This window comes from Nocardioides sp. Leaf374 (assembly GCF_916862475.1).
Classification (GTDB): domain Bacteria; phylum Actinomycetota; class Actinomycetes; order Propionibacteriales; family Nocardioidaceae; genus Nocardioides; species Nocardioides kribbensis.
The window spans coordinates 21,298-43,215 of sequence record NZ_CAKASO010000006.1 but is presented as its reverse complement, the minus strand read 5'-3'; the positions used below and the strand labels follow the sequence as shown (position 1 = coordinate 43,215).

The 21,918-nt window shown below is 70.6% G+C and carries 22 protein-coding genes; 10 read left to right on the top strand and 12 right to left on the bottom strand.

All coding sequences use genetic code 11. From position 1 onward, the window contains the following. The first annotated feature begins 109 nt into the window (after positions 1 to 109). Complete coding sequence (locus LPA27_RS04400) at positions 110 to 1,441, top strand: acyltransferase family protein (RefSeq protein ID WP_228941647.1); 1,332 nt, start codon at positions 110 to 112, stop codon at positions 1,439 to 1,441. Positions 1,442 to 1,506: 65 nt separating this feature from the next. Here LPA27_RS04400 and LPA27_RS04395 read toward each other — a convergent pair whose 3' ends face one another. Continuing rightward, complete coding sequence (locus LPA27_RS04395) at positions 1,507 to 3,459, bottom strand: AAA family ATPase (RefSeq protein ID WP_228941646.1); 1,953 nt, start codon at positions 3,457 to 3,459, stop codon at positions 1,507 to 1,509. A 140-nt stretch (positions 3,460 to 3,599) separates the two neighbouring features. Then, on the bottom strand, positions 3,600 to 4,280 hold the full coding sequence (locus tag LPA27_RS04390) for a DUF305 domain-containing protein (RefSeq protein ID WP_228941645.1): 681 nt from the start codon (positions 4,278 to 4,280) through the stop codon (positions 3,600 to 3,602). A 178-nt stretch (positions 4,281 to 4,458) separates the two neighbouring features. On the opposite strand from LPA27_RS04390, the gene LPA27_RS04385 reads away from it, so the two are divergent. Continuing rightward, positions 4,459 to 5,523, top strand: coding sequence for an NAD(P)-dependent alcohol dehydrogenase (locus LPA27_RS04385; protein ID WP_228941644.1), 1,065 nt, complete (start codon positions 4,459 to 4,461; stop codon positions 5,521 to 5,523). A 44-nt stretch (positions 5,524 to 5,567) separates the two neighbouring features. Beyond that, positions 5,568 to 6,551, top strand: a complete 984-nt coding sequence (locus LPA27_RS04380; protein ID WP_228941643.1) for an Acg family FMN-binding oxidoreductase — start codon at positions 5,568 to 5,570, stop codon at positions 6,549 to 6,551. Between the two features lie 171 nt (positions 6,552 to 6,722). On the opposite strand, the gene fdhA is transcribed toward LPA27_RS04380, so the two are convergent. The 4 genes from fdhA to LPA27_RS04360 form a co-directional block, all read right to left on the bottom strand. Further along, on the bottom strand, positions 6,723 to 7,934 hold the full coding sequence (gene fdhA, locus LPA27_RS04375; RefSeq protein WP_056863208.1) for a formaldehyde dehydrogenase, glutathione-independent: 1,212 nt from the start codon (positions 7,932 to 7,934) through the stop codon (positions 6,723 to 6,725). 177 nt (positions 7,935 to 8,111) lie between these two features. Continuing rightward, the gene (locus LPA27_RS04370; protein ID WP_228941642.1) at positions 8,112 to 8,738 is read right to left on the bottom strand and encodes a TetR/AcrR family transcriptional regulator; all 627 of its coding nucleotides are present in this window, start codon (positions 8,736 to 8,738) and stop codon (positions 8,112 to 8,114) included. 5 nt (positions 8,739 to 8,743) lie between these two features. Further along, positions 8,744 to 10,282, bottom strand: coding sequence for an MFS transporter (locus LPA27_RS04365; protein ID WP_228941641.1), 1,539 nt, complete (start codon positions 10,280 to 10,282; stop codon positions 8,744 to 8,746). A 104-nt stretch (positions 10,283 to 10,386) separates the two neighbouring features. Then, positions 10,387 to 10,797 carry a RidA family protein gene (locus LPA27_RS04360; protein ID WP_228941640.1) on the bottom strand — a complete coding sequence of 137 codons (411 nt, stop codon included), beginning with the start codon at positions 10,795 to 10,797 and terminating at the stop codon, positions 10,387 to 10,389. Positions 10,798 to 10,870: 73 nt separating this feature from the next. On the opposite strand from LPA27_RS04360, the gene LPA27_RS04355 reads away from it, so the two are divergent. From LPA27_RS04355 to LPA27_RS04345, 3 genes are all read left to right on the top strand, one after another. Further along, entirely contained in the window at positions 10,871 to 11,233 is a 363-nt protein-coding gene (locus tag LPA27_RS04355; RefSeq protein WP_228941639.1) for a winged helix-turn-helix transcriptional regulator, read from the top strand. A gap of 1,459 nt (positions 11,234 to 12,692) precedes the next feature. Beyond that, complete coding sequence (locus tag LPA27_RS04350) at positions 12,693 to 12,920, top strand: hypothetical protein (protein WP_228941638.1); 228 nt, start codon at positions 12,693 to 12,695, stop codon at positions 12,918 to 12,920. Positions 12,921 to 13,075: 155 nt separating this feature from the next. Then, positions 13,076 to 13,291 (top strand): cold shock domain-containing protein, encoded by a 216-nt coding sequence (locus tag LPA27_RS04345; RefSeq protein ID WP_228941709.1) that lies wholly within the window; start codon positions 13,076 to 13,078, stop codon positions 13,289 to 13,291. Between the two features lie 1,529 nt (positions 13,292 to 14,820). Here the strand turns inward: LPA27_RS04345 and LPA27_RS04340 are convergent. Further along, on the bottom strand, positions 14,821 to 15,018 hold the full coding sequence (locus LPA27_RS04340; protein ID WP_228941637.1) for a hypothetical protein: 198 nt from the start codon (positions 15,016 to 15,018) through the stop codon (positions 14,821 to 14,823). Between the two features lie 1,900 nt (positions 15,019 to 16,918). On the opposite strand from LPA27_RS04340, the gene LPA27_RS04335 reads away from it, so the two are divergent. The 3 genes from LPA27_RS04335 to LPA27_RS04325 all read left to right on the top strand — a co-directional run bounded on the left by LPA27_RS04335 (position 16,919) and on the right by LPA27_RS04325 (position 18,745). Beyond that, positions 16,919 to 17,578 (top strand): DUF6226 family protein, encoded by a 660-nt coding sequence (locus LPA27_RS04335; protein ID WP_228941636.1) that lies wholly within the window; start codon positions 16,919 to 16,921, stop codon positions 17,576 to 17,578. A gap of 178 nt (positions 17,579 to 17,756) precedes the next feature. Continuing rightward, on the top strand, positions 17,757 to 17,990 hold the full coding sequence (locus LPA27_RS04330) for a hypothetical protein (protein ID WP_228941635.1): 234 nt from the start codon (positions 17,757 to 17,759) through the stop codon (positions 17,988 to 17,990). 287 nt (positions 17,991 to 18,277) lie between these two features. Further along, positions 18,278 to 18,745: a hypothetical protein gene (locus LPA27_RS04325; RefSeq protein WP_228941634.1), complete on the top strand. Its 468-nt coding sequence runs from the start codon at positions 18,278 to 18,280 to the stop codon at positions 18,743 to 18,745. A 124-nt stretch (positions 18,746 to 18,869) separates the two neighbouring features. Here LPA27_RS04325 and LPA27_RS04320 read toward each other — a convergent pair whose 3' ends face one another. The 3 genes from LPA27_RS04320 to LPA27_RS04310 all read right to left on the bottom strand — a co-directional run bounded on the left by LPA27_RS04320 (position 18,870) and on the right by LPA27_RS04310 (position 20,297). Next, a complete protein-coding gene (locus LPA27_RS04320; protein ID WP_228941633.1) occupies positions 18,870 to 19,055 on the bottom strand; it encodes a hypothetical protein in 186 nt (61 codons plus the stop codon). Between the two features lie 95 nt (positions 19,056 to 19,150). After that, positions 19,151 to 19,693: an RNA polymerase sigma factor gene (locus LPA27_RS04315; RefSeq protein ID WP_228941632.1), complete on the bottom strand. Its 543-nt coding sequence runs from the start codon at positions 19,691 to 19,693 to the stop codon at positions 19,151 to 19,153. Continuing rightward, entirely contained in the window at positions 19,680 to 20,297 is a 618-nt protein-coding gene (locus LPA27_RS04310; RefSeq protein ID WP_228941631.1) for a hypothetical protein, read from the bottom strand. Before LPA27_RS04310 ends, LPA27_RS04315 begins: the two co-directional genes overlap by 14 nt. 191 nt (positions 20,298 to 20,488) lie before the next feature. On the opposite strand from LPA27_RS04310, the gene LPA27_RS04305 reads away from it, so the two are divergent. Beyond that, a complete protein-coding gene (locus tag LPA27_RS04305; RefSeq protein WP_228941630.1) occupies positions 20,489 to 20,761 on the top strand; it encodes a hypothetical protein in 273 nt (90 codons plus the stop codon). Between the two features lie 452 nt (positions 20,762 to 21,213). Here the strand turns inward: LPA27_RS04305 and LPA27_RS04300 are convergent, their stop codons facing one another. Beyond that, positions 21,214 to 21,765 (bottom strand): IS3 family transposase, encoded by a 552-nt coding sequence (locus LPA27_RS04300; RefSeq protein WP_228941629.1) that lies wholly within the window; start codon positions 21,763 to 21,765, stop codon positions 21,214 to 21,216. A 1-nt stretch (position 21,766) separates the two neighbouring features. Next, on the bottom strand, positions 21,767 to 21,907 hold the full coding sequence (locus tag LPA27_RS04295) for a hypothetical protein (RefSeq protein WP_228941628.1): 141 nt from the start codon (positions 21,905 to 21,907) through the stop codon (positions 21,767 to 21,769). Positions 21,908 to 21,918 lie beyond the last annotated feature (11 nt).

Below are 21,918 nucleotides of genomic sequence, written 5' to 3'. Positions count from 1 at the left end.
CGTTCGCGCGCCCGCCGTGGGGCCGCAGGGTGCAGCGCATGACCTAGGTCCCCCCGGTGCACGTCCTACGACGGTGTCGCGGTCGCCCCCGCCGGGCCTGGATGGGCACATGGACCGCACCAGGACGAGCCGGGGCCCGGGCACCCTGGAGGCGGGGGCCCCCGGTCGCAACCTCGCGGTCGACGTCGTACGGGTGTCGGCCCTGCTGACCGTGGTCGCGGGGCACTGGCTCAAGCAGGGTCTCTACGTCGACGACTCCGGTGTCCTGATGCGCTCCGGGCTGCTCGCGCGCGCCGAGTGGACGCACCCGCTCACCTGGCTGCTCCAGGTCATGCCGCTGTTCTTCCTGGTGGGTGGCTACGTCAACGCGCGGTCGTGGCGCCACGCCCGTGGCCGCGGTGACACCTACGGCACCTGGCTGAGCGGACGACTCTCGCGTCTGACCCGGCCACTCGTGCCGCTCCTCCTGCTCTGGTCGCTCGCGGCCCCCCTGTCGCTGGCCCTCGCGCCGCAGCGCCGGTGGCTCGAGGTCGGCTCCGACACGTCCCTGCGAGCCACGTGGTTCCTGGCCGTCTACGTCGTCGCCGTCGCCGCCGTGCCCCTCACCGACGCCCTGTGGCTGCGCTGGGGCTGGCGCAGCATCGCGGCGCCCTGCGTGGCGGTCGCCGTCGTCGACCTCGCACAGATCGCCACCGGCAGCATGGCCGTCGGCGCCCTCGACGTGGTCCTCGTCTGGGGCACCGTGCACCAGCTCGGGTACTGCTGGCTCGACCGCCGCCGCTCGCCCCGCCCGGCCGTGCTCGGCACGGCCGCCGTCGCAGCCGTCGCGGCGGCGGTCGGTCTGGTGGCGGTGGGCCCGTGGGGGGTCTCGATGGTGGGGGTGTCGGGCTTCGGGCTCAACAACACCTACCCCCCGCGCCTCCCGCTCCTGCTGCTCGGCCTGGCCCAGGCGGCGGTGGTGCTGGCCGTCGAGCCGTGGCTGCAGCGGGTCGGTGCGGTGCGCGGGGTGGCGGCACTGCTCCTCGCGGTGGGGCCCCGGTCGATGACGGTCTACCTGTGGCACCTCACCGTCCTCTCCCTGCTGGCGGCCGGCTCCCTGGCGCTGGGAGGCCTCGGCCTCCACGCCTACCCGGCGACGGCGGCGTGGTGGGTGCTGCGTCCTGCGTGGCTGGGCGTCCTCGTCCTCGCCACCGCGCTGGTCGTCCTCGTCCTCGGCCGGGTCGAGACCGCCCCCACCCACGTGCCGCGACGCCGCCGCCCCCTGGTCCCCCTCGCCGAGGTCGGCGTCGTCTGCGCCGGCGTCGGCGCCATGGCCGCCTACGGCCTCGGTCAGCCCGACGGCACCGTCCGCTGGCCGCTCGCGCCCCTCACGGCCCTCGCGCTGCTGGCCCTGGCCCACCGGTCCGCGGCCGCCCGCGCCACGCCGACGCCCGTCGGTTGAGCGCGGCCCCTCGCGTGCCGCACGTCGCGTGCCGTACGTCGGGTGCCGTCCAGCGGGGGCGTGCCTCACCCCAGCTGGACCCCCTCGACCGCAGCGCTGGTGCGCGCCACGACGTCGGCCGCCCGGTCCACGCACTCCTCGGCCGGCAGCGCGGTGTCGACGCGGTGCGCGTCGGGCCACGGCGACCACGCCGCCCGCGCACGGGCCGCGATGTCGGCGTCGGCGTCGGAGGGGCCCGCGCTCCTGCGCCCGATGCGCTCCTGGGCCGACGCGAGCGACAACGAGCACCGCAGGGCGACGAGGGCGGCGCTCGACCCGGCGGCCAGGCGACGTGCCTGCTCCCGGTGCGCGTCGTCGCCCCAGGTGGCGTCGAGCACCACCGTCTCGCCCATCGCGAGGAGCCGGCCCGCACGCCGCAGCATCTCCTCGTAGGTGCGTGCGGTGACGTCGCGGGCGTAGAGGCCGGTGGCGTACGCCGCGGGCGCCGGCGTGTCGGGATCGAGGCCGGCGAGCTCCTTGCGGATCCGGTCGCTGCTCACGACGGCGTGGCCGCACCGCTGTGCGAGTCCCTCGGCGAGGGTGGTCTTGCCCGTGCCGGGCGGCCCTCCGACCAGCACCAGCCGCACCGCGCCGGCACGCAGGTGGTCGAGGCCGAGCCTGACGTGGCGAGCGACCTCGCCCTCGCCGTCGGCCGCTCCCTGCAGGCACCCGACCTTGGCCCGCACCAGCGCCCGGTAGGCCGTGAAGTGGTGCACCAGCGAGGTGGGGGCCGGGTCGCTCGCCCGAGCGGTGTAGGAGCGGACCAGGAGCCGGGCCGCCGCAGGGTCTCCGAGGCGCTCCAGGTCCATCGCCAGGCAGCACACGTCGTCGAGCCCGTCGACGTAGCGGAGCCGGTCGTCGAAGTCGAGGCAGTCGAGCAGCTGTGGTCGTCCGTCGACCTCGAAGACGTCCTCGGCGAGGAGGTCACCGTGACCGTCCACCACACGCCCGTCCGCGACCCGTCGCTCGAAGAGCGCGGCACGGCCCGCGAGGTAGGTCTGTGCCAGCCGGTCGATCTCGGCCAGGTCCGCGTCGTCGACGCCGGGGTGGCTCGCCGCCCGCATCTGGTCGAGGGTGGACCGCCACCGCTCGCGGGTCGCGAGAGCGGTGCCCTCGTGGTCGATCTCGGCCCGGCGCGGCGACTGGTCGTGCAGCGAGGTCACGAGCCGGGCGACGGCCACCACGCTGTCCGACACCTCCGCCCCGCCCCTGACCCGGGTGCCGAGCCGAGCCCCGTCGGGCAGGCGGCGCATCACCACGACGGGCTCGCCGTCGTCCTCGGCGGGCCCCAGCGTCGCGAGCCCCTCGTAGACCCCCGGGGCGAAGCGACGGTTCAGCTGCAGCTCGCGCCTGACCGCGGCCACCCGGGCCTCGCGGGTCGAGAAGTCCAGGAAGCCGAGGCGCACCGGCAGCTTGAGCTTGAGGGCGTGGTCCCCGACGAGCAGCACAGCGCCGGAGTGGGTGCGTCGCAGCTCGACCCAGGGCTCGACGCCGGTCACCCACGGGCGGCCGGTCTCGCAGGCCACCGGGCCGGCCCCGGTGGGCACCCGGTCGGCATCGACGACGACCACCGGGCAGGTGACGGCTGCGCGGCACCTCTCGCCGATCGCGGGGTGCCCGGCTGCGGCCGACCGGCCCTCGCCCGACGTCCCGACCACCAGCATGACGGCCTGCGCGGAGCGATCCACCAGGGCGTCGACGGGGTCGCCGTTGACGACGTGCACCTGGACGTCGGGCCCGTCGACGTCGACCCCCGCCTCCCCCAGGGCCTCGGCCTGGGCCGTGACGAGCCGGTGGCGCGCCTCGCAGAAGTGCCCGGGCACCTCGCGCACGAGCTGCTCACCGAGGTCGGGCCACGCGGTGACCACGTCGAGCACCCACCCGCGGTCACGGCACAGGTCGTGGGCCCACCTCAGAGCCGCTCGACCCGGGGCCGACTCCCCTACCCCGACCACCACGTGCGGACGCTGTGCTGTCATGCCTCCACCCCATCGCGGGCCTCACGAGCGGCCCAGATGCAGACGTCCCGACAGGTCGGGACCTCGGCCCGTGGTGACGGCGCCGCGGTCGCACCGGCCGTGTGCCGTCGGGCAGGAGCCGCTCGGCGCCGGCGGTGCGGTCACTGCTCGGCCAGCCGGGCCCGCATCCAGTGGATCTCCGCGGTCTGCGTGCGCACGATGGAGCGGGCCAGCTCCGCCACCGCCTCGTGCTCCACCCTCCCCGACATCAGCAGGTGCCGCGACATCATCACGGCCGCCATGTGGTGGGGGAGCATCTCGGCGAGGAACGTCGTGTCGAGATCGGATCCGCCGAGTCCGGACAGGTCCTCCATCATGGGGTCGTAGTCCGCGGGGCCGGCCGACGGGTGCCACCGCGACACCCAGCGCTGCATCTGCTCGACCTCCGCCGTCTGACCACGCACGATCGTGCGACCCAGCCGACGCATCGCAGGCTCCGGGGAGCGCTCGAGCTGGCCGGCCGCGACGACGGCCTCCTCGTGGTGGGCCACCATGACGGTGAGGAAGCCGGCCTCGCTCTCGGACCGCATGCCCGTGCCCGCCCCCATGCCGTCGTCCATGCCCATGCCGTCGTCCATGCCCATGCCGTCGTCCCTGCCCATGCCGTCGTCCCTGCCCGTGCCGCCGTCCATCGGCATGCCGGCGCCCGGGTCCTCGCGCCACGACGTCCGGTCGTCGGCCCGGGGGGAGGCGTCGCCGCAGGCCGTCAGGCACAGCACGGCCACGGCGACCCCGACGACGGCGCTGCGCGCCCTGGCTGCGGCGGATCCGGATCTCGTCATGCGTCGACGCTAGGCGGGTCCGGCCCCGGGCATGAGTGCCGTTCGGCCCGGTCGGAGGGGCACTTCGCCGCCGCCTGGCCGCTCGGGACCAACGGCCCCGCACCCGCGCGACCTGCGGCCCTCCCCAGCCGGCCCCGCCCTGGAGACGCTGGGGCGACACCCGACCTGAGGAGCGCCCGTGAGAGCCCTACGACTGATGGCCTGGCAGAGCCCGGCCGTGCTGACCGACGTCGACGTGCCGACCCCGGGCCCCGGCGAGGTGGTGGTGCAGGTTGGTGGGGCGGGCGCCTGTCACTCCGACCTCCACCTCATGCACGACTTCGGGCCCGGGCAGCTGCCCTGGGAGCCGCCCTTCACCCTCGGACACGAGAACGCCGGCTGGGTGCACCGCGTCGGCGCCCACGTGTCGGGCCTGGAGCCCGGCCAGCCGGTCGCCGTCGTCGGCGCGTGGGGGTGCGGGCGGTGCGCCCGGTGCCGGGCCGGGCTGGAGACCGCCTGCGAGCGGCCCGACCTGGCTCCGGTGGCGGGCGGCGGCGGGGGCCTGGGCCTCGACGGGGGCATGGCGGACTACCTCCTCGTGCCCGCCGCGCGCTATCTGGTGCCGCTGCCCGAGGGCCTGGATCCCCTGCACGCCGCGCCCCTGACCGATGCGGCGCTCACGCCGTACCACGCCGTGCGCCGGTCGTGGCTGAAGCTGACGCCGGGCTCGACGGCGGTGGTCATCGGCGTCGGGGGCCTGGGCCACCTGGGCGTCCAGGTGCTGTGCGCGACGACGGCCGCCCGCGTCATCGCCGTCGACACGAGGGAGTCGGCGCGCGACGCGGCGAAGAGGAGCGGGGCCGAGCACGTGCTCGCCCCGGGTCCTGACCTCACCGCGCAGGTCCGCGAGCTCACCGGGGGCGTCGGGGCCGACGTCGTCCTGGACTTCGTGGGGTCCGACGAGACCCTCGCCGCGGCCGCGGCCGTGGTCCGGCAGCTGGGCGACCTCACCATCGTCGGCCTCGGGGGCGGGAGCCTGCCGGTGTCGTTCTTCGGGCTGCCCTACGAGACGAGTGTGCAGTCGACCTACTGGGGCAACCGCAGCGAGCTGGTCGAGGTGCTCGACCTCGCCGCTCGCGGACTGGTGCACGCCGACGTGCACCCCTACTCCCTCGACGAGGCACCCGCGGCCTACGAGGCGCTCGCCGCCGGGGCCGTCGACGGCCGTGCGGTCGTCGTGCCGCGCGAGCACTACGCCCCGTGAGACCCACCTCCGGCTCCAGCCCGCCACCCGTGAAGGAGACCATCATGCCCACCGCCACCACCGCCACCGCCCCACCACCTGCCGTGGTGCGCCGGATCGCCGAGCTCGCCACCAGGGCCCCCAGCTTCCACAACACCCAGCCGTGGCGGTGGCGCGCGCGAGGCGCCACCATGGAGCTCTGGGCCGACCGTTCCCGCCAGCTCGGGCTCAGCGACCCCGAGGGACGCAACCTGACCCTCAGCTGCGGGGCGGCGCTCCACCACGCCGTCACCGCCGCGGGCGCGCTCGGCTGGTCCGCCGACACCCGCCTGCAGCCGGACCCCCGCCGCCCCGACCTGCTGGCGCGGCTCACGCTGTCACCCGCCCCGCCCACCCCCGAGGCGGGCGAGGTCGTCGAGGCCATCGAGCACCGCTGCACCGACCGACGGCGGTTCACCTCCTGGCCCGTGCCCGACGAGGTGCTGCTGCACCTCGCGGCGTGCGCGGAGGGCGACCACGTCCGCGCCGTCGCCCTGCTCGACGAGACCGCCCGTCACGACGCCGAGGCACTGGTGGCGACGGCGCTGGCGCACCACCGCGCCGCGGCCGACCTCGTGGCCGAGCAGCAGGACTGGGTGGACCACGGCACGGCCGACGGCGTACCGAGCGACGCGCTGCCGGGGGCGGCTCCCGACGGTGCCCACCCTCCCGGCCGCTTCCCTCCGGGTGGCGCCGACGACCCCGGACGCGAGCTGGAGGGCACCGACGGTCTCGTCGTCCTCTGCACGGCGGCCCCGACGGTGCAGGCCTGGCTCGACGCGGGCCGGGGCCTGAGCGCCCTGTGGCTCCAGGCGACGCGCCAGGGTCTCTCCGTGGTGCCGCTCAGCCAGGCCGTCGAGGACGAGTCGACGCGCGCAGGCATCACGGCACGTCTGCTCCACGGCTACGGCGAGCCGCTGCTGCTGGTGCGCGTCGGGTGGCAGGCGATCAGCCGCAGCGACCTCCCCCGCACCCCCCGACGTCCCCTCGCCGACGTGCTCGACCTGTGACGGGCCGGGCTGTCACCAGCTCGTGCGGCAGACCCGACAGCACGGCTGCCGCCCGGGCGGCCGACCAGGGACTCCTCGGCCGAGCCCACGACGCCGGCCACCGCGTCGGCCCGGCACCGCGAGCCGGCGGCGGTGGTCGCCGCGGGGGGCGACCACCGCTGCCGTGCTGTGTCAGGCGACCATGCCGTGCGGGTCGATGACGTACTTCTTCGCCGACCCGGCGTCGAACTCCTGGTAGCCCCGGGGGGCGTCGTCGAGGCTGATCGTGGTGGCGTTGACGGCCTTCGCGATGTGGGCCTTGTCGGCCAGGATCATGTTCATCAGCTGGCGGTTGTACTTCTTCACCGGGCACTGACCGGTGACGAAGGCGTGGGACTTCGCCCAGCCCAGCCCGAGCTTCACCCCGATCTGGCCCTCCTTGGCGGCGTCGTCGACGGCGCCGGGGTCACCGGTGACGTAGAGGCCCGGGATGCCCAGCGAGGCGCCCGCCCGCGAGACGGTCATGATGTCGTTGAGCACCGTCGCCGGCGCCTCGGCCGCTCCCTCACCGTGGCCGCGGGCCTCGAAGCCGACCGCGTCGACGGCGGCGTCGACCTCGCGCTCGCCCAGCACCTGCTCGATCAGGTCGGCCAGGTCGTCGCCCTTGCTCAGGTCGACGGTCTCGCAGCCGAAGCTCGCCGCCTGCGCGAGGCGGTCGGCGTTCATGTCGCCGACGATCACCGCGGAGGCACCCAGCAGCTGCGCGGAGAAGGCGGCCGCGAGCCCGACGGGTCCGGCGCCCGCGACGTACACGGTGGAGCCGGTGGTGACACCGGCGGTGTAGGCGCCGTGGTAGCCGGTGGGGAAGATGTCGGAGAGCATCGTGAGATCGAGGATCTTCTCCAGCGCGGCGTCCCGGTCGGGGAACTTCAGCAGGTTGAAGTCGGCGAACGGGATCATGACGTACTCCGCCTGGCCGCCGTGCCACCCGCCCATGTCGACGTAGCCGTACGCCGCTCCGGCGCGGGCCGGGTTGACGTTGAGGCAGATGCCGGTCTTGCCCTCGTTGCACATGCGGCAGCGACCGCAGGCGATGTTGAAGGGCACCGAGCAGATGTCGCCCTCCTTGACGAAGAGGACGTCGTCGCCGACCTCGACGACCTCGCCGGTGATCTCGTGACCGAGGGTCTGGCCCACGGGGGCCGTCGTGCGGCCGCGGACCATGTGCTGGTCACTGCCGCAGATGTTGGTGGTCACGAGCTTCAGGATCACCGCGTGCGGTGCCCGCTGCTTGATCCCCATGGACTTCGAGACCTCTCCCGGGATCTCGAGCTTGGGGTAGTCGATCGACTCGACGGCGACCTCTCCGGGACCCTTGTAGACGACGATCCTGTTTCCGGACATCTTCACTCCTCACCTGGTGCACGGCGCGGCCCCACACGGACATGTCCTGTAACGCACGTCACGGCCGTCCCTCCACACAACCACCCCGACCCTGACGTGCACCAGGCCGATCGGGGTGAGACGGTCCGACGGCGGCGCGGCTCCCGACGCGGCGCACGCGCTGCGGCGGGGCGTCGCTCAGGTGGCGGCCCGGTCGGCCCGGTAGGTGCTGGCGCCGAGCGAGCGGTCGACGGCTCCCAGCAGGCGGTCGAGGTGGTCGGCGAGGTCGGCTACCTGGACGTGCCCGGCGAGCACGAGCGAGGCGAACCCGTGGACGGTCGACCAGCACAGCTCCTCGGCCCCGACGCGGGCCTCGGTCGAGAGGAAGCCGACCGCCACCAGGTCGTCGAGCGCCTGGCCGAGCAGCACGTACGGCGTCTCCTTGAGCACCTGGTCGGCGTTCTCGCCGGCCCGTGAGCCGAACGCGACCTGGAAGAGCCCCCGCTCGGCCAGGGCGTACTCGACGTAGGCGCGCCCCACCCCGGCCAGCCTGAGCCGGGCCCGCAGCACCGGGTCGGCCTCGTCGACCCCGCCCAGCTCACGCTCCATGGCCCCGCCCAGGGCCGTCATGGTCCGCTCGGCCACGACGGCCACGAGGTCGTCGCGGTGGGCGAAGTGGCGGTAGGCCGCGTTGTGGGAGACCCCGACGCGCCGGGCGAGCTCGCGCAGCGAGAGGGCCTCCGCGCCGTCGGCGCGGACGGCGCTGACGGCCTCGGCGACGAGGGCCTCCCGCAGGTTGCCGTGGTGGTAGGCGGTGCGCGACATGCCGCTCACCGTAGCGACGTGGCCACGCCCTGCTCCTCCTCGACGAGCGTCGGGTCCCCGCTCGGGTCGTAGCGGTCACCGGGCAGCGCGACCAGGGCGGCGACCGCACCGAGGAGGCAGAGCACGCCGACCACCACGCAGCCGAAGGCGAGCCCGTCGAGGAAGGCGGCGTCGAGGGCGGCTCGGAACGGCGGCGCCTGCTGGGCGACGCCGTAGGCGAAACCGACCGAGTCGGCAGCCTCGGCCAGGACGCCGTCGGGCAGCCTCCCCTGGGCCAGCGCGACCAGGCGGTCGCCGTACTGCGAGGCGAAGAGCGACCCGACGACCGCGACCCCGAGGGTGCCGCCGAGCTCGCGGGTCGCGTCGTTGACCGCCGAGCCGACCCCGGCGCGCGCGGGCGGCAGGACGCGCAGGATCGACTCCGTGGCGGGGGTGCTGATGAGCCCGATGCCCGACCCGAGCAGCAGCATCTGCGGCACGACCACGCTGGCGTAGGGCGCGTCGGCGCCGATGGTCGAGATCCACAGGAACGCCGAGCCCAGCATCACCAGGCCCGGGGTGACGACGAGCCTGGTGCCGAGGCGCGGCGCCAGCAGCCCCCCGGCGACCGAGGCCAGGGCCAGTGAGACCGCCACGGGCAGGAACCGCACCCCCGTCTGCAGCGGGGAGTACTCCTGGATGAACTGGAAGTACTGGGTGATGAGGAAGATGAACCCGAACATCGCGAAGAAGGCGATCGTCACCGCGCCGCACGCGGCGCTGAAGCGGCGGTCGAGGAAGAGGGTCACGTCGATCATGGGGTGCTCGACGCGCCGCTCCACCAGGACGAACGCGAGCACGAGGACCACGGCGAGGGCCAGCCCGAGGACCGTCTCCAGGCTCGGCCAGCCGTGCTCGGGGGCCTCGATGATCGTCCACGTCAGGGTGCCGAGCGCGGCCACCGAGACGACGAGGCCCGGCTTGTCGATGCGGGGTACGCCGGTGTCGCGCGACTCGGGCACGAGCACGAGGGCCATCGCCGCGGTCACCAGGGCGAGCGGCACCTGGGCCCAGAAGACGCTGTGCCAGGAGAAGTGCTCCAGCAGCGCCCCGCCGATGACCGGCCCCGCTGCCACGCCGACCCCGACCGAGGCGCCCCACGCTCCCAGGGCCGACGCGCGCTCACGCCGGTCGGTGAAGGCGTTGGCGATGATCGACAGGGTCGTCGGGAAGATCACCGCGGCGCTGACCCCCGTGACGAAGCGCAGCGCGACGAGCGCCTCGCTGCTGTCGACCATGGCCGCGGCCGCGTTGGCGACCGCGAAGCCGAGCAGCCCGAGCACCAGTGCCGGCCGGCGCCCGAAGCGGTCCGACAGGCTGCCCATCGCGAGCACCAGGGCGGCGAAGGAGAGGTTGTAGCCGTCGACGATCCACAGCAGCGACCGGGTGCCGGCGTCGAGCTCCTCGGCGAGCGTCGGCAGCGCGATGTTGACCACCGTGGTGTTGGCGTTGATCGTCAGCGCTGCCAGGCAGACGGTCAGCAGCGTCAGGTGTCGACGGGTCATGGCGGCTCCTCGTGTGGACAGTGGCAACATCATCGTGACGCTGAATGTTGACGGCGTCAAGATCGACCATGCCGGGGTCCACCCGCCACCCTGGGCGAGACCGTTCAGTCGAGCACCGCGGTCGCCTCGACCTCGACCCTGACGTCGGGCTCGTAGAGCGTCTCGACCCCAATGAGCGAGGCCGGCGGCATCGGCATCGGCAACCCGAGCTCCTCGGCGACCGACTGCACCCCGCCCATGAAGGCGGGGAGGTCCTCGGGGGACCACCGGGTGACGTAGAACGTCAGCCGGACCACGTCCGAGAAGCCGGCACCGGCGCCGGCGAGGCCGAGACCGACATTGCGCAGCGCCTGGCCGACCTGGGTCGCGAGGTCCCCCACCTCCGCCGACCCCTCACCGCCGCGCCGACCCACCTGGCCCGCCACGGTGACCCACGTGGTGCCGCGAGCGCCGGCCACGTGGTGGTAGGCCTCCTGCTCCATCATTCCGCGGGGGTCGAGAAGTCTGACTGTCATGGCGGCACTCCTGGCTAGTAGGTATCGCAGTGATACCTGGTAGCGAAAGGGCACTTCAACTAGCCTAGGTATCGTGAGTGATACCTCCGACCGGCTCGTCGTCACCGCGGAGCACCGCGAGCTGCTGGGGCAGGTGCTCGACACGTGGTCCGTGCTGGTGCTCGAGGAGCTGTGCGAGGCACCCCGGCGCTTCAACGAGCTGCGGCGCCTGATCCCCGTCACCCAGAAGTCGCTCACGGCGACCCTGCGTCGACTGGAGCGCAACGGCATCGTCGACCGGGAGGTGATGCGCAGCCGTCCCGTCGCGGTCCGCTACCACATCACTCCCCTGGGCAAGACCCTCCGCGAGCCGATCGAGGCCCTCCTGCGGTGGACGGTCGAGCACCGCGAGGCGGTCGCCCAGGCGCGGACCCGCTTCGACGACGCCGACGACTGACTCCGACGGCGCGCCCACAACCGCCGAGGAGGCCGCTCCCCACGGGGGCCGGGAACGACGAAGCCCCCGACCGCATCACTGCAGGTCAGGGGCTGGTGGTGGAGCCGCCTGTCGGAATCGAAGCGACGACCTTCTCCTGTCGATTAGCCGCGGCCTACACCGTCAGCGGAGACCGCATACAGCGCTCTGACCTGCTTAAACTAGTCACGGGCCTACCTCGTGGCTCACGCTGCGTCATCGACAGGAGGGGCGGATCCCGGGCTTTCTGTTGAGTTTCTGTTGAGCTCAGGGACGGCGCTGTCGCGCCCTGCGCTTCTCCGCGAACGCCACTGCTGGAGGAGTGGATCGCGCTCGACCAGCTGGCCCCGCCACAGGCCCCGCAGAACGGCGGATACGGTGTCGGAGCCGCTCTCGAGCACGGAGCGACCCTCTGACCGCGACGGCAGCGGGTTGCATCAGTCCGGCCGAAGGAACCTACGGTGAATACTGTTGGGGCGACCGCGAAGACATCTAGCGGCCTGAAAGGGGAGTCCTACGTGGGTCCGTTACAGCAGGTGGCTTTCGCCATCTTCATCATCGCGGGTCTTGCCTTCGCCTTCTACGTGAAGGTGCTGCAGTGATGAGTCAAGAACGTCGCGCTGGAAACTCGGCGGTTCAAGGCGGCTTCTTCATTGGAGCTGCGAGCGGACTCGTGTTGGCTATCACGGGCGCCGTCACGAGCATGGTCGCGTTGCTGGTAGCTGCAGTTGTCGGGTTCGTGGCAGCAGTGGTGATCTACCGGAGGGTGGAGCGGCGAGCCCAGCCTCCCCAGGGCGACGGCATGCAAGAGCGCTAGGACGCAGGTCCTTCGAGACGCGAGGGACGGAGCACGCGAACGCTTGCTCCTCGCAAGCGGGGCAGCCTATCCAGCGGGCCACGTCAGAGCGGATCGCCGGGAGCTCGCCGCATCTATGCCAACACCGGCACCACAGCGGCGACCAGCAACCTCCCACGATAAGCGAGGGACCGATCAGCGTGCGACCGTCGGCGGCCAGGACACCCCCGATAGATTGGGCGGCCAGCGTGCATCAGGGGGTGCACGATAGTGCGTAACGCGAGGGAATCGAGGTGGGCAGAAATGAAGGATTCTGGTGCGGCCAGATTCTCGAGTCCCATCCGAGTACTCACTGACGCGGCCGTAGGACTCATCAGCTTGGCGGCCGGCGCGGCAGCGGGTGCGCCTTGGTTCATGGTCGCAATCGGGACCGGACTCTCGGTGGCGGGATCAGCGATTCTGCAGGCCCTCCTGCCACTAACCCATAACCCTCGGCCCAGTGGGACGCAGTGGGCCGTTGTGGCTGTACTTGCAGCTACGGCTATCGGCGCGGTGGCGTGGAGATTGGCCTGAGGTGGCTCGGGCAGAGCCGAATTCACCCGCTCGGCTGAGCGGAGGCATCCGCAGTAGCCGTATGGTGACTGCGTGAGCAAGTTCATGGAGAATCATCGAAAATTCGCCGCCTCGAGCCCCATTCAGTCCCGAACAGGCATCGTGTCGGGAATTGTGGGAAGTCTTCTTCTGGTTGCATTCGGGCTGCTTCTCATGGTCCAAGGAAAATTGGGTGGAGGCATTGCGATGTGCCTCATCGGTCTTGTCATGGCAGCGATGGCCCTCACCATGCAGCGCGCACGTCGACAGCTGAACGAGTAGGCAGTCGCCTCTACCAGACCCGGCGAACGTCATAGCGCCGTGACGGACGCCGGGGGACCCGCTGACGGCGATAACCTGATGTGAAGATCGTGGGTGCACCCTAGGCTCGAAAAGTGAGCAATAACCTGGACGTGCGCCGACCAGAGCTACGGGGCGTGGAGCGCGCGGGGACGGTCCGCTGGTTCAGGGAGGAAAAGGGCTACGGACGCATCACCGCCGACGATGGCGAGGTTCTGTTCGTGCACTTTTCGAGCATTGTTGCTGACGGGTACCGATCGCTTGCCGCCGATCAGCGCGTCCGGTTTACATGGCGCGGTGGCATCGCCGCCCACGGTCGTCATCATGCCGAGGAAGTGACCGTCTTCGACTAGGTCGTCGCCTCCCGCGCGTCGATCGGCCATGCCTCATATCGCCGCGTGTCATGGCTCGCGGCTCTTCTCTGCCCTAGTCGGGTGACCCCGGGTAACCGGGCCGCCTGATTCGATCGAGGAGTTCTGCGTAGATTGCTGGGTCGCCCGGAGATAGTGAGTCGAAGGTGGGCGGGGCGCCCCGCAACCATCGCAAGACCGACGAAGGTGAGGGATGGTCACCGGTCAGATGCTGGGCGTCAACGACCCGGCGGGCATCCTGGCCGGGTCGAAGCCTCTGCCAGGCAACTCCATGCTTACCTACGGCATAGATCAGCCAGGTCGGTGAGGTGTCCAGCGTCTCGCACGCGCACAGCCAAACCGCGTGGCTGACGACCATCCGGCCGTTCAGGAGAGGCGGAGTTTCTGTCGCACAGAGGGCGGCCGCCCTTAGCAACTGTTCCACCGAAGCGACGTCGGGGTCCTCGCGCGGGGGCGTGTGGGCGATTCCGAGTATCACCTCTTGAGCGTAGCCATTTCGTGACGGCAGCCGCCCGTCAATACTGTTCGCCCGAAGCAGGTGGAAGCCCCGTAACGTATCCGTCAATCACCTCAGTTGACGGGGCGAGACTTAACGCTGGGCTAGCTCACACGCCCCTGCCGGTCTGGTCCTCTCAAGCGGGCCGGCCTATCCAGCAGGCCACGTCAGAGCGGATCGCCGGGAGCTCGCCGCTGGTAGGCCACCACCGCCACCACAACGGCAGCCAAGAAGCCGCCCACGATGAGCAAAGGACCGATCAACGTGTGCCCGTCGGCGGCCACCACAGCCCCGACCGCGCTCAACACAGCAACGCCACGAGTTCTTCGACGACCCCCGGGTGCGAGGCGACCTGGCAAAGAGCGTCACCAGCCTGCACGCCAACTGGGCCGAGCCCAGCGCCAGGCTGGGCCACGGTCGAGAACACCGCCGCCTGGACGTCCTATGGCGCCCAAGCCTGCCCAGACTGCCGCGACGAGGCCGGATGCCCTCGAGACCGGTTCTACCGGCCCATCACCCGCATCGCCACGCTCGGTCAACGCCGACGGCTGGACAAGGCCACATCAAGGACCGGCTGCTCGACCGCACCGGCGGGGCTCGCACCCCCAAGCGCGTCTACTTCGACTGGGCCGACCCCGCTGCGTGGCCCACATGGTCTGGCTGGTCGTGGCCTGGTCCGCCGAGCACGACAACATCACCACCGCAGCCAAGCACCTGGCCCAGGCCCACGCCGACGGCTAGCACCTCCACGACCCGCGCCTGGCCCGGCTGGTCTGCGAGGACCTCGCCTCGACCCACAGCCTCGATCTGGCCCGCGCCGAGGCAACGCCCGCGCTGGCGAACCGCACCAGCGACCCCGCCCGGGACGAACTCGCCTCCTGGTTGACCTGGCGGGAGCACGCGGCAGCCCGCGCCGCCAGGGCGGCGCAACCGCGCGCCATCCGCGTCGTCAGGCTGGCCCGCCCTGATGGTCGAGTGAACGCCAACCCGTACCTGCCGTGAGCGGCAGGCAGCGCTACCGGCCGCGGTAGTGCGCGAGAGGACGCTCGTCCCGGACGTACCAGACCACCCAGGCCAGCGGGAACAGCAAGCCGCTGGCCAGCGTCGCCGACCAACCGGCCCCCCGCCGGCGACTGCCGGCGCTCGTCAGGACCACGAGGGCCGCGACGACGACGAGAGCCACCGACCCGAGTAGGGCGACGAGCGCGGACATGAGAGCCATTGTGCTGGGGTTCGACGGCTACAGCCAGGGTTTGCCGCGCCGAGCAGGCCCGAAATGCGGCGCCGCGCCCGCTCAGGCAGCACGATTGACACGCCTGTTCACGTCACACGGCGCCGCTACCACGGCGGGTGGTTTTGGCTTCCGCCATCCACACTTAAAGCCGAACAGGCCCCCAGGCCAGGCTCAGCCGCAGCCTGTCGCGTCACGGCGAATGGCGGCGCGATCGGTAAAGGACCATCGCGGCGACGGCAGTCAAGAAGTACATTGCCAGGGAAGCCATCAATAGCACCCACCTCATTGGACGATCCTCCAGAACGAAACCCACGACGGTCGCAGTCCCAAGCAGAACCGTCGCAACCATTACTGACCACAAGTAAATTTTAATGGTCAACCCCTCCATCTCAGGAACGAAGTGAGGTACGGAGACAGCGCCATGTCCAGATGGCGCTGAAAAGTGCGGCCAGGGCTGCCGCAATCACGTAACCCATAACGAATGCAACTGCCGCAATCGCGATACCGACAATGGCCATGAGGAATCGGAACACTACCAGAGCGGCCTTTGGTCCGGACCGGAGTATGCTGCCGCCCCTCCAACGTGGCAGCCACCAACTGCGGCAGCTGCCGCGGCAGCAAGTCCGACCGCTGGCGTTGCGACGGCCGACGCATAGAGCGACAGAGGCGCAACGGCCTCGACAGCTACAGAGCCCGCCGAATAGCAACCGCATGTGGTGGAAGCCCACTGCCAGGTTTCATCCCATTCATCCCACTCCGTTACAGACTCCACCACGTCCTCACCCCGATACCGGCCGCTCCGGTCGGATCGGTTCACGGGATCTCCGCTGGTGCACAAGTAGGGGCTGCGGGTGGTCGGGGCGTCACCTGATCCCGCACGGGATCCATCTGGGTCCACCGTGCGAGCTGAGGTACGCATGAACGGGTGCCGAACGTGAGGAGTTTGGTGGTCGTGTCGTAGTAGCCGGCGGCGTGGCGCCGTGGTCTGTTGTCATTGTTCGGGGCGGCGAGTGACGCGTTCTCGGCGCCGTCGTTGCTGCTGGCGCCGGCATTGGGGTCGACCCAAGATCGGTTCTGTTCGCCGATCAAACCGCGCTCAACACGGAAGACCACCGGCACCGGTTCCGATCTAGCCATTCCGCCACTTCCTGACCAGAACAGCGATCAAGTACGTCGCTGCGCTTGCCGCATACGCCAGATGGAACGCGGTCAGATCGTCGGACGCCAGGCTGTTCCGCGCAGTGATCAGTACTAAGGTCGGCACCACGATGAACGGGATCAGCCCGGCTCGCGTGAGTGCACCTTCGGTGGCAGGGTTCGTGGATCCGAGTGCGGATGCACGCACTTTCATTCGCACCCAACCTGCGTACTGCCACAAGAGACCAGCAGAGGCAATGCCGGCTACCAGCCCGATAACTATTGCTACTGCCGCCGCCATTGGCGCACCTTCACAGCCATTCTTCGCCGAGGTCGTCGGTCGCGTCAGGCAGCAACGAGACGCGGGGCGGAGCGGACAGCTTCATCTCCGACCACGATTGCGACGCACGCCCAGGAACGCGGCCACAATACAGACGGCAATCAGAATGATCAGGTACGCCAAGTCTCTATATTCCACGCCATCTCGCCTAGCTCTGGCTTTTCAGATAAGCGATCGTGAGAAATGCGGCAAACAATCCAAGCACCGCAAGCGCTCTCCAAACGTTTACCACGAACTTCTCCCACGTCGCACTGACCAATGTCGATCTCGCGAGGGGAAGCGTAACCGGCTACCCAACGCCCTGGCGCCCAGTGGCGATACCGCGAGCAACCGGACCACCTCCGTGAGAGCTGCGCCGCCAGCGGCCCACGAATACGGCATGGTGGAGGGGTCAGCATCGTCGTGACCGCGCCCGCCTGGTTCGCTGCGGTCTTGGGCGAGGTCGACGAGACGTTCATCGAGACCGGGCGGCACACCCCCGCCTGGCCCGCTCCCCGCCCCTTCGGCCAGCCGCCCACCGCAGCCGAGTGCCGCCGCTGCACTCCCCCCGGCAAGTACGCCATCCTCGACGCCCGCCTCACCGCCTGGCAGCAGGCACTGACCACCCGGGGCATCGTCACCACGCAGGCCGTCGACCCCCAACAGTGGCCGACGCCTGACACGTCACTCGAGTCTGTGCACCAGCTCACCCCGACCGCACCGCGAGCCCTTTCTCTCCTCGTGGGCTACCGCACGACCGACGGATCACGACTCAACATCAACCTTGCCGTCACCAGCCCCCACCTCGGGGCGATCGTCTTCGCCAAGCTTCCCGACTGTGGCTGCGACGCCTGCGACAACGGGTCCGCCGACCTACTCACCGAGCTCGACGACACCATCCGCACCGTCGCCTCCGGCGGCGTCATCCACGCCCTCGGCCCCTCGGGCTTCATCACACGCGACGCCACCGGCTGCGTTGGCTCCGGCGACCACGACGAAGCCTGGCTCGACCCCGATCAGCCCGCGCCCCCCGACGTCCGACGGTGGGCCGGACGCCCCTGGGAACCGTCTGGTGGCTCCTGACCGCTCGGGAGTCGCCCGCCTCGAGCAGTGCACGGGCCTGCTCACCGTCGGACTCGTTGCCGCACGAGCCAGCAAGAGGACGGCGTATCGATGAGTTCGCACTCTGGCCCCTAGGCTCAACGCCTGGGTGACCGCCACGTCGCTACCCGCAGGCACATCCGACCCGAAGGGAATTCCCGTGACCGACGATCAGCTGGGCGCGGCGCTGCTATTAGGGGTCTTCGGGCTGTTCATAATCCTGTCCAACCGTCCTTTCGGTCGCACCATTGAGATACTGGTCGGGGCCGACGCAGCAGCCGCCCTGGGTTACCGGCGCAAGCCGGGCGGCAACTACATCAGCATCGTGGTCGGCGGGTCGATGTTCATCGTCATCGCACTTGCCATCGTCGTCTACGCATGGTGGGAGAACTGAGATGAGGCTCGCAGCAATCAATGCGGCTGTCGTCGCTGCACTGCTTTTCGTCGCAGCCGGGGTCAACCTGTTTCTTGCTGAGTCGGTGCCGTTCGCCGTCTTCGCGATGGTTCTTGCCGTAGGTGCAGCGGCGGCGAGCATCGTGTGCTGGCGGAGGGCGGCCGCGGGCTCCGATGCCTCTCGATGACCGTCAGGTCGAGCATCACCACGGCAGCCCCGCCCGATCGCGAGACGCACCGGACGGGGTCTCCGGGAACCAACCCGCACCGCCCGGCGTCAGATCACCCGTGATTCGTATCGCCACTGTCCTAGTCACCGTGGCATTGGGCCTGCCCCTCCTGGGGTGCGCCGACCAGGACCCCGTCGCACCCGCCACCTCGGGGCCTGGCAGCACCACATCGGCGGATGTGTCGAAGCGCCTGCAGATCGCTACATCGGACTGGACCCCCCTCGACCCGCGACGCGAGGCGCTGTTGCGGCTGACCGACGTAGAGCTCACCGCCGACAGCGACGGTTGCGTCATCCTCCGGACCGAGGACGGGAGCCGGGTCGACGTCGTGTGGCCAGCAGGGTTCACTGCCGAGCAGACCGACCAGGGCCCCGTCATCCGTGACCCGGAGGGCGGCGCCGTCGTGCGATCGGGGAGTCTGTTGGACGCCGGTGGCGGAACCTTCAGAGCGACCGGGCAGCCATGCATCGCAGACCGCGACGCCTTCTACGTCGAAGATGAGCTCACTCCGCTGGAACCGACTTAGCCCAACGGCGCGAGACGAGGGACGGGGCCTTCCCCCCTCCTGACCTTCAGCGCACGCGGCCCAGAGGTAGGGAGGCGAGGTGCGGAGGATGCGCGCGTGATTCGTTCGATCCGGATCGCGGCAGTCAGCTCTCGCGCACGTTGATCTCCCTCACGACGCGCAACGTCTGGGTGCCGTGCTGGCCCAGATGAGCCGCCGAGCGCCGGTAGTCGACGGTCACCGATGCGAGGTGCGCTTCGCCGGGTCGGGTGGGCGTGATCGTGACGAAGAGGTAGTCGCTGCGCGGCGCCACGCCGTAGTCGAAGCTCATCGGGGCTCGAAGGACTCGATGTCCTCGCAGAACGGCCGCGGATCGCGGACCGCCCCGATCGGGTCCGCACCCCTCTCGGTCTCCAGGCGCGCGCGTCACCGTGCTTGTGCCGCACTCGATTGCTCAAGGGTGCGGCGCATCCGCTCCCGAGCTCGGTGGTGCCGGCTCCGGACAGTGCCCTCGGGGCGTTCGAGGAGCCGCGCGGTCTCCTTCAGGCTGAATCCCTCCCAGTAGGTCAGGCGGATGATTTCTTGGTCGAGGGGGTCGAGGGCGCTGAGAGCGTGATGTAGGTCGATGTCGACCACCTCTTCGGGATCGACCGGTGAGGCCGCGAGGTCAGCGCGCAACTTCTCCTCCAAGGCGCTGCGGCGCCGGACCGTGCGCCGGTGGTTTGCGAGCACGTTGCGGGCGACCCCGAACAACCACATGCGCGCCTCCTCAGCGGGCCGCGGCAATGCCTCGGCCCGACGCCAGATGGTCGCGGCGGTCTCGGCCAGCAGGTCGGCTGCGTCTTCAGGGACCTCGAGGCGTCGGTAGAAGTATCCGAGCAGGTCGGCCGCGTTGACATCCAGCGCCTCTGTGACGCGTTCGGCTTCAGTTGGTGCCGTCGAGCCCGTTCCCGCCTCACGCCTGGCCATCGACACCTCCAGGCTCGGCGCACGACATCGACGCCCCCGTGACGGTCGGGACGTCGTCGAAGCTGCGCAGCTCGAGCTCGGGGAGGGCCCGATGCGCAGCCTGCCAGAGGTCGTTGGTCACGACGTTGAACAGCCTTTGGTTCTGTTCGTTGGGCGAGGCGGTGGGGATGCCGAGGGAGTCAAGGGTGCGCTGTCCATATCCCTCCCACTGCTCGTCCTGCAAGACGCTTTCGATCGTGGCGCGCTGCTCGGAGGAGAGGTTGCTGTACTCGATGAACGCCAAGCACTTCACGGTCTGGCCCAGTGAGTTGACGTACTCGACCGTGACCGGAGTCTTCGCGCGTTCGATCCCTTCCTCAAGGGTCTGAAAAGGAGGCACACTCAGTTGATGTGCCGCCAGGGTGCCCGCCCCCGAGAGAGCCACCACACCGGCGAGCGCACCCGCTGCGATCGTTCGGCGGCCGCGCCGTCGCCGAAGAGGAACGGCGCCCCGCGCCTGATCGCCCACCTCGCGCACCAACTGGCGGGCCAGAGCATCGACCGAGGCCGGTGGCTGCGGGGCCGCGCGGCGCAGCCGGGCGGTGAAGTGGTCATCGTCGTCCATCGAAAGCCCCTCTCGGATGTCACTGTCAGCCCATACATGACCGGTCACGGCCGTTGCGTTGCACGTCGCGCCCCCTCGCTCCTGACGTGACCCGGTCTTGATGCCTCAACAGGAGTGGCTCGTCTCCCCCTCACGCCGGCAGGACTGGTCAGCCCGGTCGGCCACGGCCGATGGCTACTACCGTCCCTGCCATGCGCAGCGAGGACCCCGGGTCAGACCTGGCCGGGCTATCCCCCCACCACAGGCGGCGCCGGCTCTGGGGACAGATGGCGCGTGCAGGGTTCGCCCTGTCGATCATCGCCAACGTCATCGAGTCCACCCGCGACCCGCAAGGCACGTGGCTCCTCGTGATGCGGACGGCTTTCGCGGCATTGTTCACCGTGGGGGTGGTGCTGTGGGTGGCGTTCTGGTGGTTGGCCCGCCGTGAACGCGAGCGCACCGCTGTCGAGACGCCTCGGCGGTAGATGCGGCTTGCTACTCGCGACGTGCGACGCGCGAGCGGGAGGACCCACGCCGCGGTCGTTGGCTGTCCCCTTACCGCCACCCTCGCGCTTAGCCCACCGCGAGCCGGATCAGCGTGGTCCACTGCGCGTCGGCCCAGCGCCCCCGACGGCGGCATCACGAGACCCGGTGACCGCGAGCCGCGCCTCCATCTCGCCGACCGTGAAACCCGCGGCATACGAGACAGCCGGCCCGGCCGCGGGGTCCCCAACGACGACGTGCACCGCCGGACCCGACGTACCCAGGCCGGTGGGGAGGAACTGATAGGCCACTCGATGAACGCGCCGCGAGCCGCTGCTTGATGCGGGTGGTGTTGTAAAAGGTCGATGTAGTCGACGCTCGCTGAGCGCAGCAGGTCTCGGGTGGGCCGGGTCTGCCGGCCGTGGATCCAGGCCAGTTGCCGCTTCAAAACGGATCAGGTCGACTCGACCGCGGCGGTGACGAACGCGTCGCCGGTGGAGCCGAACGAGGCTGTGATCCCGAGCCGTTCGAGCTGCTGGCTGAAGGCGAGGCTTGTCCAGGCCGCGCCGCGGTCGGCGTGGTGGATGGGTCGTTGGTCGGGTCGGCGGCGTTCGAGTGCCATCACGAGTGCGTCGATGATCAGGTCGGCGTCGGGTGCGGTGCCCATGGCCCAGCCGACGACGCGACGTGAGTGGAGGTCGACGACGCCGGCGAAGTGGAGCCAGCCTTCGTCGGTGCGGAACTGGGTGACATCGGCGGCCCAGAGCTGGTCGCGGCGGGCGGGGTTGAAGTCGCGTTCGACGCGGTCGGGTGCCCAGGCGGTGTTCGGCTTCCCGGTGCGCCACCTTCGGCGGGAGTGCGCGCCGACCAAGCCGTGCTCACGCATCAGACGCGCGACCCGCTTGCGGCCGGTGCGGTGCCCAAGCCGACCGAGTTCGGCATGCACCTCCGGTGAGCCGTAGGTGCGCCGCGAACGGCTGTGAACCTCGGTGACTACGGCTGCCAACTCAAGCGTCGCGCTGCGCGTGCGTGGACGGGCCGTGGGTGGTCCAGGCGTAGTAGCCCGATCGGCTCACGCCGAGCACCTGGCAGAGCCGCTTGATCCCGTAGGACTGGTGGTGCTCGGAGACGAACCGGAAGCGGCTCACCTGGTCGTCTC